14 protein-coding genes are annotated in these 13,264 nt (G+C 54.8%); 7 read left to right on the top strand and 7 right to left on the bottom strand.

Going from position 1 to position 13,264, the window contains the following annotated elements; all coding sequences use genetic code 11:
- Positions 1 to 47: 47 nt before the first annotated feature.
- Positions 48 to 476, top strand: coding sequence for an FKBP-type peptidyl-prolyl cis-trans isomerase (locus FEE96_RS03125; protein ID WP_138161527.1), 429 nt, complete (start codon positions 48 to 50; stop codon positions 474 to 476).
- 66 nt (positions 477 to 542) lie between these two features.
- Complete coding sequence (locus FEE96_RS03130) at positions 543 to 1,619, top strand: NAD(P)H-dependent flavin oxidoreductase (RefSeq protein ID WP_138161528.1); 1,077 nt, start codon at positions 543 to 545, stop codon at positions 1,617 to 1,619.
- Between the two features lie 55 nt (positions 1,620 to 1,674).
- On the opposite strand, the gene FEE96_RS03135 is transcribed toward FEE96_RS03130, so the two are convergent.
- The 4 genes from FEE96_RS03135 to FEE96_RS23405 all read right to left on the bottom strand — a co-directional run bounded on the left by FEE96_RS03135 (position 1,675) and on the right by FEE96_RS23405 (position 4,875).
- On the bottom strand, positions 1,675 to 2,466 hold the full coding sequence (locus FEE96_RS03135) for an enoyl-ACP reductase FabI (RefSeq protein ID WP_138161529.1): 792 nt from the start codon (positions 2,464 to 2,466) through the stop codon (positions 1,675 to 1,677).
- Between the two features lie 6 nt (positions 2,467 to 2,472).
- Complete coding sequence (gene fabB, locus FEE96_RS03140) at positions 2,473 to 3,702, bottom strand: beta-ketoacyl-ACP synthase I (protein ID WP_138161530.1); 1,230 nt, start codon at positions 3,700 to 3,702, stop codon at positions 2,473 to 2,475.
- Positions 3,703 to 3,992: 290 nt separating this feature from the next.
- Complete coding sequence (locus FEE96_RS03145) at positions 3,993 to 4,661, bottom strand: sulfotransferase domain-containing protein (RefSeq protein WP_138161531.1); 669 nt, start codon at positions 4,659 to 4,661, stop codon at positions 3,993 to 3,995.
- A 61-nt stretch (positions 4,662 to 4,722) separates the two neighbouring features.
- Entirely contained in the window at positions 4,723 to 4,875 is a 153-nt protein-coding gene (locus tag FEE96_RS23405) for a hypothetical protein (RefSeq protein WP_171021591.1), read from the bottom strand.
- 509 nt (positions 4,876 to 5,384) lie between these two features.
- Between FEE96_RS23405 and FEE96_RS03150 the strand changes: the two genes are divergently transcribed.
- Together FEE96_RS03150 and FEE96_RS03155 are read left to right on the top strand one after the other, a co-directional pair.
- A complete protein-coding gene (locus FEE96_RS03150; RefSeq protein ID WP_138161532.1) occupies positions 5,385 to 6,812 on the top strand; it encodes a DUF1214 domain-containing protein in 1,428 nt (475 codons plus the stop codon).
- Between the two features lie 361 nt (positions 6,813 to 7,173).
- On the top strand, positions 7,174 to 7,629 hold the full coding sequence (locus tag FEE96_RS03155; protein ID WP_138161533.1) for a hypothetical protein: 456 nt from the start codon (positions 7,174 to 7,176) through the stop codon (positions 7,627 to 7,629).
- Between the two features lie 108 nt (positions 7,630 to 7,737).
- Here FEE96_RS03155 and fabA read toward each other — a convergent pair whose 3' ends face one another.
- Complete coding sequence (gene fabA / locus FEE96_RS03160; protein ID WP_127749963.1) at positions 7,738 to 8,247, bottom strand: bifunctional 3-hydroxydecanoyl-ACP dehydratase/trans-2-decenoyl-ACP isomerase; 510 nt, start codon at positions 8,245 to 8,247, stop codon at positions 7,738 to 7,740.
- Positions 8,248 to 8,435: 188 nt separating this feature from the next.
- Between fabA and irrA the strand changes: the two genes are divergently transcribed.
- Complete coding sequence (irrA, locus tag FEE96_RS03165; protein ID WP_138161534.1) at positions 8,436 to 8,852, top strand: iron response transcriptional regulator IrrA; 417 nt, start codon at positions 8,436 to 8,438, stop codon at positions 8,850 to 8,852.
- Between the two features lie 7 nt (positions 8,853 to 8,859).
- Here irrA and FEE96_RS03170 read toward each other — a convergent pair whose 3' ends face one another.
- Complete coding sequence (locus tag FEE96_RS03170) at positions 8,860 to 9,768, bottom strand: LysR family transcriptional regulator (protein WP_138161535.1); 909 nt, start codon at positions 9,766 to 9,768, stop codon at positions 8,860 to 8,862.
- A 97-nt stretch (positions 9,769 to 9,865) separates the two neighbouring features.
- Here FEE96_RS03170 and FEE96_RS03175 point away from each other — a divergent pair, with 97 nt between their 5' ends.
- On the top strand, positions 9,866 to 10,663 hold the full coding sequence (locus FEE96_RS03175) for a phytanoyl-CoA dioxygenase family protein (protein ID WP_138161536.1): 798 nt from the start codon (positions 9,866 to 9,868) through the stop codon (positions 10,661 to 10,663).
- A gap of 94 nt (positions 10,664 to 10,757) precedes the next feature.
- On the opposite strand, the gene FEE96_RS03180 is transcribed toward FEE96_RS03175, so the two are convergent.
- On the bottom strand, positions 10,758 to 11,627 hold the full coding sequence (locus tag FEE96_RS03180; protein ID WP_138161537.1) for a glycosyltransferase family 2 protein: 870 nt from the start codon (positions 11,625 to 11,627) through the stop codon (positions 10,758 to 10,760).
- A 125-nt stretch (positions 11,628 to 11,752) separates the two neighbouring features.
- On the opposite strand from FEE96_RS03180, the gene miaB reads away from it, so the two are divergent.
- The gene (gene miaB / locus FEE96_RS03185; protein ID WP_138161538.1) at positions 11,753 to 13,075 is read left to right on the top strand and encodes a tRNA (N6-isopentenyl adenosine(37)-C2)-methylthiotransferase MiaB; all 1,323 of its coding nucleotides are present in this window, start codon (positions 11,753 to 11,755) and stop codon (positions 13,073 to 13,075) included.
- The last annotated feature ends 189 nt before the right edge of the window (positions 13,076 to 13,264 follow it).

The following is a 13,264-nucleotide window of genomic DNA, read 5'->3' on the forward strand; positions in this document are numbered from 1 at the left end:
GGGACTAGGTTAGCGCGCTTTGAAGTTCCAGACAGATTGGACCCCCTATGACCGAGGTCAAAACCGGCGACACCGTACGCATCCACTACACCGGAACCCTGCTGGATGGCAGCGTGTTCGACAGCTCCGAAGGTCGCGATCCGCTGGAATTCACTGTTGGCAGCGGCATGGTCATCGAAGGTATGGATGCAGAAATGCCGGGCATGGTTGCTGGTAGTAAGAAAACGATCCAGATCCCCTGCGCCAAAGCCTATGGCCCGCTGAATCCGGACGCTCGTCAGGCCATCCCACGTGAAGGTATACCGGACGATATCCCGCTGGAAATTGGGACCCAATTGCAGATGCAGTCGCCCGAGGGTCATGCACTGCCGGTGACAGTGGTGGAAGTTGACGAGGCGACTGTTACGCTGGATGCCAACCACCCGCTGGCAGGCAAAGACCTGACATTCGAAATCGAACTGGTCTCGATCAACTGATCTCACGGGGTTGCGCACTCGTTTAATCCGGGTTTTGTTTGCCGTTAACAGGCAGGGAGACGTGGAATGGGTTTGGTGCAAAACGAATTGACCAAGAAGATCGGCCTGCGCTGGCCGATCTTTCAGGCCCCGATGGCTGGGGTGAGCACTCCGGCGATGGCTGCCGCAGTCAGCAATGCTGGTGGATTGGGCGCCGTAGGCATTGGCGTCGCCAGTGTCGATCAAGCCCGTGCAATGATCCACGAAATCCGCGCGGCCACAGATAAACCTTTCCACGTCAATGTGTTCTGTCATCCGCCGGCCCAGGCTGATGCAGAAGTCGAGGGCGCGTGGTTGGCAAAATTGGCACCTCTGTTTGAACGGTTTTCTGCTGCTCCGCCAGTTGAACTGCATGAAATCTATAAAAGTTTCAGCGCAGACACTGATATGCAGGATATGTTGGTGCAAGAACGCCCAGCAGTGGTGAGCTTTCACTTTGGATTGCCACCTGCTGCTGTCATTTCGGCACTGCACAACGCAGGTGTGTTTCTGTTGGCCAGTGCCACCTCCTTGGCTGAGGGTCTGCAGGTTCAGGCTGCGGGCATAGATGGTGTGGTGGCGCAAGGCTGGGAGGCGGGTGGTCATCGTGGTGTGTTTGATCCCGAAGGCGCGGATGACCGACTGCCCGCATTGGAGTTGACGCAGACGCTGGTTGCGGCTTTGGATATCCCAGTGATCGCGGCTGGTGGGTTGATGGATGGGGCTGATATCGCGACGGCGTTATCAGTCGGGGCGTCGTCGGCGCAGTTGGGCACGGCGTTTATTGGTTGCCCTGAGAGCCTGGCCGATGCGGGCTATCGTACTGCCCTACATTCGGATGCGGCTAAGGACACCATGATGCTGGCGCAGATCTCTGGGCGTGCCGCGCGCTGTCTGGCAAATGATTTCACAGTTTGGGCGGCACAAAATGGCGATGTCCAAGTGCCAGACTATCCGATTGCCTATGACGCAGGTAAGGCGCTGAATGCGGCCGCAAAGGCGGCGGGTTCAACAGGGTTTGGCGCGCAGTGGGCTGGGATGGGGGCGCCGCGCGCGCGCAGCATGCCAGCCGCGGATTTGGTTGCGGATTTGGCAGCTGAAATGCAGATTGCGATGGCGGGCTAATCAAATGAAAAGGGCACCCATAGGGTGCCCTGATGTAATGTCTGAGGTCGGTAGTTTACAGGTGATCGGGCTGCGGCATACCCAGCACATGGAATCCACCGTCAACACGGATGATCTCGCCTGTGGTACAAGCACCGGCATCAGAAGCCAGATAGACAGCGGTGCCGCCCACAGCTTCAAGCGTTGCGTTTGACCGCATTGGTGCGTTTTGATCGGTGTGCTTGTAGGTTTTGCGCGCACCACCAATCGCGGCGCCAGCCAGAGTTTTCATCGGGCCGGGGGAGATTGCATTGACGCGGATACCTTCGGGACCGAGATCGTTGGCCAGATAACGGGTGGCGGATTCCAGCGCCGCCTTGGCCACCCCCATCACGTTGTAGCTGGGGCAGACCCGGTTTGAGCCCTGATACGTCAGGGTCAGCAACGTGCCGCCATTATCAACCATCAGCGGATGCGCCCGACGGGCAACTTCGATGAAGGAATAGGCTGAGATATCCAGCGAGTTCTTGAAGTTGGCGCGGCTAGTGTTGAGGAAACGACCTGTCAGCTCATTCTTGTCAGAATATGCAATCGCGTGGACGACAAAGTCGATGGTGAGCCAGCGGCTGCCAAGTTGCTCAAACGCAGTATCCAGCGAGGCATCATCGGTGACATCGACGTCGACCATGAAGTCGCTGCCGACGCTTTCAGCCAGTGGCTGCAGGCGTTTGCCAAAGGCTTCACCCTGATAGGTGAAGGCCAGTTCGGCACCGGCCTCGGCCATAGCTTTGGCGATGCCCCAGGCGATAGAACGCTCGTTGGCAACGCCCATGATCAGGCCGCGCTTGCCCTGTAGTGGTCCAGACATATCCGATTACCCTTTGTACTTGCTCAGGATCATCGATCCGTTGGTACCGCCAAAACCAAAACTGTTGGTCATGACGCTGTCCAGACCGGCGTTTTCTACATAGGCCGTTGCGATCTCACCTTCGTTGATCGCCGGATCCAGCTCGTCGACGTTGATTGATGGCGTAATAAAATCATTGTCCAGCATCAACAGGCAGAAGATGGCTTCCAATGCGCCAGCAGCGCCCTGTGCGTGGCCGGTCATCGACTTGGTAGACGAGATCGGCGGTGTGGAGCCTTCGCCAAAGACACGGCGCACCGCTTCGACTTCGCCGACATCGCCAACTGGGGTCGAGGTGCCGTGGGCGTTGATATAGGACACTGAACGACCTTCTGGCAGGCTTTGCAGGGCCAGACGCATGGCGCGTTCACCGCCTTCACCGGAGGGGGCGACCATGTCGTGGCCGTCGGATGTTGCGGCAAAGCCGGTGACCTCGGCATAGATTTTCGCACCGCGCGCAACGGCGTGCTCCAGATCTTCCAGAACCACGATGCCGCCACCGCCCGAGATGACAAAGCCATCGCGGTTGGCGTCAAAGGCGCGGCTGGCCGCTGCCGGGTCGTCGTTTTTCTTGGACGACATCGCACCCATGGCGTCGAACAGGCAGGACAGGGTCCAGTCCAGCTCTTCACCGCCACCGGCAAACATCACGTCCTGCTTGCCCATCATGATCTGCTCGGCCGCGTTGCCGATGCAGTGCAGCGAGGTCGAACAGGCCGAGGTGATCGAATAGTTGATACCCTTGATCTTGAACGCGGTTGCCAAGTTGGCCGAGATGGTTGAGCTCATGCATTTTGGCACCGCAAAAGGCCCAATGCGTTTGGTGGCGCCAGTTTTGGCAACAACCTGGTGGGCTGTCAGCATGGCGCTGGTTGACGGGCCACCAGACCCGGCCACCAGACCCGTACGGGTGTTGACCACTTGGTCGTCACTCAGGCCTGCATCGGCAATCGCCTGGCTCATGGCGATATGGGCATAGGCCGCGCCGTCGCCCATGAACCGCAGGGTGCGTTTGTCCACCAGTTCCTTGGTGTCGATTTTCAGCGTACCGGCCACCTGGCTGCGAAAGCCGTGTTCGGTCATTGAAGGGCTGGCTTCGATGCCAGATTTACCTGCCTTGAGCGAGGCCAGAACCTCGGCGGCGTTATTCCCGATAGAGGAGACAATTCCCAGTCCGGTGACGACGACACGACGCATACGTGCACTCCCTTGTTTGCTTATGTCTTACTATGCACTGCAGAGGTGAGGTGCAAGATAGGTTGCAGTGGCGTTGGCTTTATGTGTTGTTTGAAAGTTGGGGCAAATGTCGGCTGATAGGGTCGTTTGACCTTCACTTTGATTGCAGCATAGACAAAACAGAGTGGCAACAATGCGCAAATTTAGATTTGCCCTTCGAACCTGTTCAGTACAAGTGGCCTGGCCCAGCTATTGGTGACAAGATGCAGCGGGGACAAACCAGACTTGCGCGGCCAGTTGGGGCGTTCCCCCTAGGCGGCGCCCTCCGAGCCATACTCCAACCATTTGCGGTCCTCAGGAGACAAGTATTCATCCATTATTGCGTCGTAGGCCGCCAATTCATCATTCGTCAGTTTGCCATGCCATTTGCCACTGGTGCCGCTGTGGAAAAACTCAGCATCTGACTTGAAAAAACCCTTGCCGCCGGATGGAGCAAAACGTTCGGCTTTGCCCTTCATGTTGTTGAACGTTGCGGCCTGAATAAGTTGCTCCATGTCTGTTTCGGTGTGGGAAATGCCCAGCAAATCTGACACTCTGGTGAACGTACCTGCCAAATCCCTAGTCATATCCGCGTAGTGAAAAAGTGACACGTTGGGCCGCTCAGCAAGGGCCGAGGCGGTCTTGTAATGCTGAAGGATGTTTGCGAGCGGCATCGCATCTCCATCGAAGCCCTCTGCGCCGCCGTCCAGAAAATGGCGGATTGTGATGCCATCCGCATCATCCTCGGGAAACCATGTATCGAACCATGTCATCGGAATGTTGTGTACGTGTTTGCGATACGAGAAATGCGCGTCAAGAGGGTGGCGAAACACGCAGATGTACTGCGCCCGATCGTCGAACGGCAGCCCGTCCATCGGTGTATGACTTTTCATGCTGCGTCGATGCTGCATGGCTTCGAGCCGCTCAGCAACTTCTGGCATCTCGCGGATACGGATGTCGACTCATGGCATTTTGACAGACAACTCTGTTTCGACCTCAGGATCACCGGAAAAAAGCAGAGACACGATGGTTTGCATCCAAGTGGTTCCACATTTCGGAGGGGATCACGACGAATACATCATCGGCGCGGATGTCGACCTTATCCCAACGTCTGTTGTCGGTTAGAGGCCCGAGGTAGAGCTTTCGGTTCGTCATGTCTGGCTTCTCCTGCTTGCGGTCTTAGTCAGGAAAGTTGGGATGGAAGCAGAACGCAACTAAAAATACGGCTCATCACAAGCAGAGGAGCCTAGAAATTGCTTTCTGCAAGTTTGAAATGGGTCCGTGTTGGGCTTGTAGGTGTCGCTTGAGAAGACGAAATTTAATAGAAAAGAGACGCTAAGGGCTCTTCCCATTCAACGACGTTGGATCGCTTTAGGTCTCGCAGGTGACATTTCGGGCTTAACCTCCGGTATAAGAGACAATCCCGGTGCGGTGATGACGATAAGTCGCAAAGGTGCACTCCCCTGTTTGCTTATGTCTTGCTAGGCATTGGGGAAGGTGCAAAGGGGATTTGGTTTTTGAAGGGGACACCAGGGAAGTCGCGGAAAGAAGGAACGAATGTCTACTAAGGCGCTAATGCGGCTTCTCTATGAAAGTTCCAAGTTCTTGGCTATCATCATTGAGAAATTGTATGTGGTTAGTTTGTTTGGGAAAGGTGTTTTGTCATGGGATGGTTCAATAAACTGAAATCTTTCAAGGCGTTGGCCTTTGGGGTGATCGTAGCTTCGACAGGTCAGGCTGAGGAGTTTGACGCATCGACTGCCAGCTTTGCAGACCGCATGAACTACTACCGAGCGGTTGATGCGGCCGTATGGGCCATGCCACTGATGAACTTCAAGTTCTATCGTGACGCACTTGCCGAAGCCGGGGTCGGTCCAAACGTTGTCGGGTACAACTCGCAGGTTCAGGACTGGCGCTTCCAGACAGCGACGCCGAACAATACAACGCCCTATATCCATGCTTACTGGAACATCAAAGACGGACCGGTGGTTTTTGAAATGCCGCCCTCTGCGGACGGTATTGGCATATTTGGAACGATTATGGACGCGTGGCAGCGCCCACTTGACGATGTTGGGTCCAAGGGGCGCGACCGGGGGCTTGGTGCAAAATACATGATGGTGCCAGCGAATTACGACGGCCCTCTTGTTCCTAACGCATTGGTTTACGAACAAGACACCAACTTCGGCTTTGCGGTGCTGCGCCCAATCCTTGCTGGAGGTGCAACTGAGGAGAACCTGGCCAAAGCTACAGCGTTGACCAAGCAAATCAGGGTCTACGCGCTTTCCGAGGCAGATGGTGAGATTGCAACGGATTACGTCGATGTATACGGTTTGCCGTTAGAGATGACGCCCAAGATGGATGGTGAGATCTACGGACATATTCATGAAATGATCGGTGAAGAGGTGGTGTTTGACCGTGACCTGGCGATGATGGGTGCGCTGGCGCGTATAGGTGTCAAACGTAATGGGCCATTTGAGCCGGATTCCACTATGCAGGCCATATACGATGCTGCGGGCCCCGATGCTTTGGAATACATGATCGATCAATATCACCGTGTGCTGAACCCATTTGTTTTTGAGGGTAGAAAATGGTCGGCGCTTGTACCCGATGGGTCGCGCGAGACGGAGTGGAGCTATGAGTACCCTTCGTATTACGATTACGTGGCGCGGGGTGCTCTCTATTATGCGATCATCACCAGTGTGAAGAACTATGGAACCGCCACTTATTATCTTGATCTGGCGGAAACTCCTGACGGGGAGTGGCTCGACGGTAGCCGGAACTACAAATTGAACGTACCCGCCAATGTTCCGGTTCGAGATTTTTGGTCAATCACGACCTACGATTTGGTCACCGCGTCCTACTTGCGCGACATAAATCCCAGTACCATTGATTCTACGATGCCGGATGTGGTCAAGAACGATGACGGATCGGTCGATATCTACTTCGGTCCAGACGCTCCGGCGGATAAAGAGAGTAACTGGCTGCCAACTGACCCCAAACGCCGTTTCTTCTTACTGGCGCGCTTCTACGGTCCCGAGCCTAGCCTTCTTGATAGCAGCTTTATATTGAATGACATGGAGCGCATGGACTAGGTGGCTTAAGTGCCTGGATATGTCTTCAGGCAGCAACTAGAGATAAGAGAAATCTGCACGAAAAAGAGGCCCTTGGGCCTCTTTCCATCTTTACACAATGAGGTTGCAATCAGCTCTTGCTGAGCGCGATTTTCATGCCTTTGACATCGCACGTGACATTTCCGGCTTAAGCTCCGGTATAGGAGAAAATCCCAGTCTGGTGGTGACGACACGACGCAGAGGTGCACTCCCTTGTTTGCTTGTGTCTTACTAGGCATTGCAGAGGTGAGGTGCAAGGTGGGTTGGGGTTTATGAGATTCCGATGGCTCAATAAAGCGCGGTCGAAAGTCTCACAGAAAAGAAGTAGACCCCGCAATTGTGAATGCACTATGCTGCTCCAATGAGACATGGGAAACTCCACGGAATTGCGCATAACTTTGCTGACTCAATTGCGGGTGGGGCGAGCTTCATTTTTGGCTACTGTTTTGTTCCTATTTTCGAAGAAGCTTCTGCATCAGAAGACCGTTCGCTAGTGGTAGATTTCTTGCGTGGCACTGTTGAAGGAGCCGATTCTGAAAGCGATCTGGCGAAAATAATCCCTATGTTTAAAGAAGGGTTTCCCGAGTTTTGCGCTAAACACGAAGCAGATGTTCAGGATTTTAAGGAATTTATTGTTCGTTACATCGCCGATCACACCGGCATCAGTTTTACCGTAACTATTTTAGACAAGTTTGGAAAAACAACGTCGCGAGAATACCTAGGCAATCCAGGAAAGCGCGTTAAAATTTTAGATGAGTTTGGAAGACGGCGGCGCAAGGTGGTTTTGCACCACCAATGAGACGATGTTCCCCAAATTGAAGGTTCACAGCAGAAGTTCGCACAAGGCCAAAATTACAAAGAAAGAGGCCCGCGGGCCTCTTTCTAGCTCTTCGTTTAAATGACCGATTTAGCTCTCGCTGAGCGCGACCTTCATGCCTTTGACGTCGTAGATCACTTCGCCGTCGGCTTCGACGATGCCATCAGCAACGCCCATGGTCAGGCGGCGGGTTTGGATCGCCTTGGTGAAGTCGATTTTGTAAGTCAGCATCTTGCGCTCGGGGCGGACCATACCGGTCAGTTTGACCTCGCCTACACCCAGCGCATAGCCGCGACCCTGCCAGCCGCGCCAGCCGAGGTTGAAGCCGGTCAACTGCCACAGACCATCAAGGCCCAGACAGCCGGGCATGATCGGGTTGCCGGGGAAGTGGCATTCAAAGAACCACAGCTCGGGATTGATGTCGAACTCGGCCACAATGTGGCCCTTACCGTGGGCACCGCCGTCTCCGCTGACTTCGGTGATACGGTCCATCATCAGCATCGGCGGGGCAGGGAGCTGCGCATTGCCGGGGCCGAATAGCTCGCCACGGGCACATTTCAGCAAGTCGTCTTTGTCAAAGCTGCTGGGGTAATCGGCCATACTGGCGCATCTCCTGCCTGATATATCAAATGGTGTTAAGTCCATGTAGCACCCTGTGAAAGGGTCCTGCAAGTGCAGGTCGAGTGCGTGACACAAGTGGTTCAGCGTAGTTGCGAATGAATTTCATTTGAAATTGGGGGTGACTTTCCCCTATATATGCAGGCAGCAACACGATGCAGGATCTGCTGATGACGCCAAATAGCGTGAATATCGCAACCAACTGGCTGGAAACAGCCAACCTAAGGCCGACTCGGCAACGGGTTGCGTTGGCAGAGCTACTGGTCGGCGATGGCAATCACCGCCATGTCACCGCTGAAAGCCTGTTCGACTCAGCACAGACCGAGGGCGCGGCGGTCTCCCTTGCAACAGTCTACAATACGCTGCGCGCGTTTTGTGAGGCTGGGGTGTTGCAGGAAATTACCGTTGATGGCTCTAAGAGCTATTTTGACACCAACACCCATGATCACCCCCATTTCTACTGGGAAGACGAAGGGCGGCTATCGGATGCTCCGGCAGATCAGCTGGTGATACAGCGTTTGCCCAAGGCCCCAGACGGGGTTGAGATTGCCTCGGTTGATGTGGTGATCCGCTTGCGCAGGGTTTGACGCGAAGCTACCGGGACGCCAGGTATTTTGGCAATTCTTTGGACAAAGCAGACAAAGCGACGCCCAGTGGGCTGCCTTTTGGCATTTGACCGTGGCTGATCAGAACGATGGGTTCACGCGCTTGTGGGTCGGAGATGGGGGTAGCCTTGAGAGGTTTGCCGTCATAGCTGAGTGACCCGGGTGGCAAGCTGTAGCTAATCCCAATGCCCTCGCCGTTGGCAGCAAGGCTTCTGAGCAATTCTAGCGACGCTGCGCGGTGGGCGATTTTTGGCATCAGACCCTGTGCCTTAAACAGGGATAACATATGCTGCACGGATAGCCCTTCATGTGACAGTGTCAGCGGAAACTGGGCCAGTTCAGCCAGTGTGACAGAGGCTTGTGCAGATACTGGGTGGTCCGGTGTCACCAATGCATGTGGTGTGAGACGGCAGAGTTCAGTGCGGTTGAAGCTGGCATCCAGGCCAAGGTCGTAGCTGATAGCCAGATCTATTTCGCTTTTGCCCAATGCCGAGATCAGCGGATCAAAGGGATCAGCCCGAAAATCGATGCGGTGCCCGGGAAGGGCTGCACGCAGGGTTCTGAGCGTTGGGGCTAGTAAAAAGGGCGCTAGGTCGGAGAAGCAACCAAAACAAAGAGGCTGCGCGCTTTTGGGGGGCAACCTCGGGTTTTCCAGCAATGCTGCCTGTTCAAGCAGTGTTTGTGCTCGGGCCGCAAAGTCACGCCCCTGTGGGGTCAATATCAGGGCGGCACCGCGACGGCGTAAAAATAGGGCGTGTCCCAAGTGCTCTTCGATTCGAGCCAGCGCAGTCGACAGAGCAGGCTGGCTGACGTGTAGGGCCTCAGCTGCTGCAGTCAGCCCCCCGTGCTGGGCAACACCTGCAACATATTCATAGTGGCGTAGGGTGAGATATAACATGAGATTAAGGGTATAGTTAAAACATATTATTTGAAAGCATATGTCTGGCGGGGCAGGTTGCAGGCAAGGACATACCAGCTAGTTAAAGGAGCCCACTATGGTTCACCCTCTCATCACTCAGGACCACATCGACCAGTATCAACGTGACGGGGTCGTGTTGATCCGTGGGCTTTTTGCCAATCAGGTGGAGCAGCTCCGCGCTGGCGTGGCGGTTAATATGGAAGATCCTGGTCCCTATGCGTCGAACAACGACAAGGCGGGCGAAAGCGGCAGGTTCTTTGACGACTATTGCAATTGGACCCGGATAAGTGAGTTCAAAGACGCAATAGAAACCTCACCGGTGGCTGAGGTCGCTGCTGATCTGATGGGATCCAAGTCCGTACAGATGTTCCATGATCATGTGTTGGTCAAAGAGCCGGGGACCTCTATGGCGACGCCCTGGCATCAGGATGGGCCGTATTATTTCGTCGAAGGACAACAGACCATCAGTTTCTGGTCGCCGCTCGACGAGGTGACCAATGCGGCGCTGCGCTGTGTTGCCGGGTCACATAGGTGGGAAAAAGAGGTGTTGCCAACGCGTTGGGTGTCAGAGCAGGATTTCTTTGCCGATGATGGGCAGTACATGCCTGTCCCGGATCCTGATGCCGAGGACATGACGGTGCTTGAATACCCAATGCAGCCCGGTGATGCGGTCGCGTTTAATTTTAAAACTCTGCACGGGGCGCGTGGCAATACAAGCACATCCCGTCGTCGCGCATTTTCCCTGCGGTTGGTGGGGGATGATGCGCGCTATGTCGAGCGCCCGGGCCCCACATCGCCGCCTTATCCGGGGCATGAGATGGTACCAGGTCAACGGCTGCGCCAGGATTGGTTTCCGATGTTACTGCAGCGTTGAACAAAACTGGGGGCGCTGCCCCCGCCACCCTTTGGGCGGCTCCCCCGGGATATTTAGGGCTAGATGAAGACCGGATCAGAGAAGTAGTGGTGTTTTAGAACCACTGTCCCGGTTCCATCAATCCCAAATCCAACAATTGGCGTGAGTGCCATTCAAACGGGGTGGAGTTGTGCCAGCGGAAACTGTCGATATCAAACGAAGACCCTGGGTTTCGCTTTAGTGCTTTGGCCGTTCTGAAGGAGCAGACTGCAGCAGTCAGGTTGTGATGCCAGGGGCAGGCGTAGGTGTTGTACTCCTGATCATCAAAGCGGTGATCAGGCAAAAGCTTCAGGTTCGTTTTGGCGCGAAAAAGTGAAATTCGGTCGATCTTGCGGCTGCTCTGGGGGATGTGTTCTTCGTACCGCCAGCGCACGCCCCCAAAAAAATCAAGCTGTCGATCACGGGGGTGACCCGTTTCCGGCTCTGGCCTTGCCTGGGCGTAATAGCCGGACTTGTCCAGATAGGCCTGTTCCAGTGAGACTGCGCTGGGCGTGGCCTGTAGGTCCCCAGCGTAGAGGTCAATCACATAGGTCAACATTGCGTCACGACGTTCTTCGGTGTGAAAACTGAGCATTTCGGCGATGCTGCGTGTCTCGCAGAACGGGTAGAACAGGTATTCGGCGTTGTAACAGTAGTAGAACCAGCACCCGGGCTCTGCGGCGGAGATGACTTTGTTGACCGCGTTGAACACGGCTTGCGGCCGTGTTGCATCATAAGGCACCCGATGCACCTTGGACATGATGTCTTTGGGCAGATCGAAAGCATCCGGCATCAGCGCCAGCACAGTATTGAAGCCCGTTTGTAGATGGTGGCGCAGGGTGGTGGCTATTTCGACTTCATCCTCTACGAAGATCAGAGCCACCGGCCCTTTGACCAGCAGGTCTTTGCTTTGGTCAATAAAATCATCCAGCGAAGTGTACATCATGCCTGCTTGTCCCTGCCGTACTGGCGTTTTGTGTCAAAATCGGTTAATTGCGTCGGCATTGCAAGCGGTCGCTTTTGCCCTTATGGCAGGCGGCTACTTCCCTCCCGTGCTGAAAGGCTGACCTAATGAGCGCCCCGAAGAAGCTGTTTATCAAGACTTATGGCTGCCAGATGAATGTCTATGACAGCGAGCGCATGGCCGAAGCGCTGGGCGAGAAGGGGTATGTGGAAGCCAAAACTGCCGATGATGCGGATATGATCCTGCTGAATACCTGCCACATTCGCGAAAAAGCGGCTGAAAAAATTTACTCAGAATTGGGCCGTTTCAAGGGATTGAAGGCGGCCAAGCCCGATCTGAAAATTGGTGTTGCTGGCTGTGTGGCACAGGCCGAAGGCCAGGAGATCATGCGCCGTCAGCCGATGGTGGATCTGGTGGTTGGTCCGCAAAGCTATCACCGACTGCCGGAAATGGAGACTAAGATCCGGCAGGGAGAAAAGGCGCTCGACACAGATTTTCCGGAAGAAGACAAATTCGAAAAGCTAAAAAGCCGCCCAAAGGCCAAGCGTGGCCCGACCGCTTTTCTGACCGTTCAGGAAGGATGTGACAAGTTCTGTGCTTTCTGCGTGGTGCCGTATACCCGTGGTGCCGAAGTTTCGCGCCCGGCAGATCGTATTTTGACAGAGGCGCGTGATCTGGTTGAGCGGGGCGTGCGCGAGATCACCCTGCTGGGTCAAAACGTCAACGCCTATCACGGCGCCGGTGAAAACGGAGACCTGACGCTGGCGCAGTTGATCTGGCAGTTGGATAAGGTCGACGGGTTGGAGCGGATCCGCTTTACCACCTCACACCCCAACGACATGATGGACGACCTGATCGAGGCGCATGGCACATGTACCAAACTGATGCCCTATTTGCACCTGCCAGTGCAGTCAGGATCTGACAAGATCCTCAAGCGGATGAACCGCAGCCATACAGCCGAGAGCTATCTGCGTGTGGTAGAGAAAATCCGAGCCGCGCGGCCGGATATCTTGTTGTCTGGCGATTTCATCGTTGGCTTCCCCGAAGAGACCGAGGCGGATTTCCAGGCGACGCTGGATTTGATCGAAGAAGTTAATTACGGCACCGCATACTCCTTTAAATACTCTACCCGGCCGGGGACGCCCGCTGCTGAAAGGCCTCAGGTCGATGATGCAGAAGCTTCCGAACGGCTGCAGCGCTTGCAAGCCTTGTTGAGCCGACAGCAGCGTGAGATCCAGGAAAGCATGGTTGGACGCGAAGTTGGTGTCTTGCTCGAGAAGCCTGGCCGTTTGCCGGGGCAGATGGTTGGTAAATCAGACTACCTGCATTCTGTTCATGTGTCTGACTGCAACAGAGAAGTGGGTGATCTGGCACGGGTGCGCATCATGGCCTCTTCGACCAATTCGCTGGCCGGTGAGCTTATCCGTTGAGAGACTCGCCTATGAGATATCAATTGATGGCGCCCCTCCTTTAAGCGGTAATGCCGATTTAGGGGGTTAAATTGAACACAATCCGGCTAAAAACGCTTGAGTGTTCAGTGATCTGGCATAATTTAATTTGTAAAGCATATGAATACGCAGGTTAAATGTCTAAAAGTTGGGTAGAATATATTTATTGTG

This window comes from Parasedimentitalea maritima, assembly GCF_005771405.1.
Taxonomy (GTDB): domain Bacteria; phylum Pseudomonadota; class Alphaproteobacteria; order Rhodobacterales; family Rhodobacteraceae; genus Parasedimentitalea; species Parasedimentitalea maritima.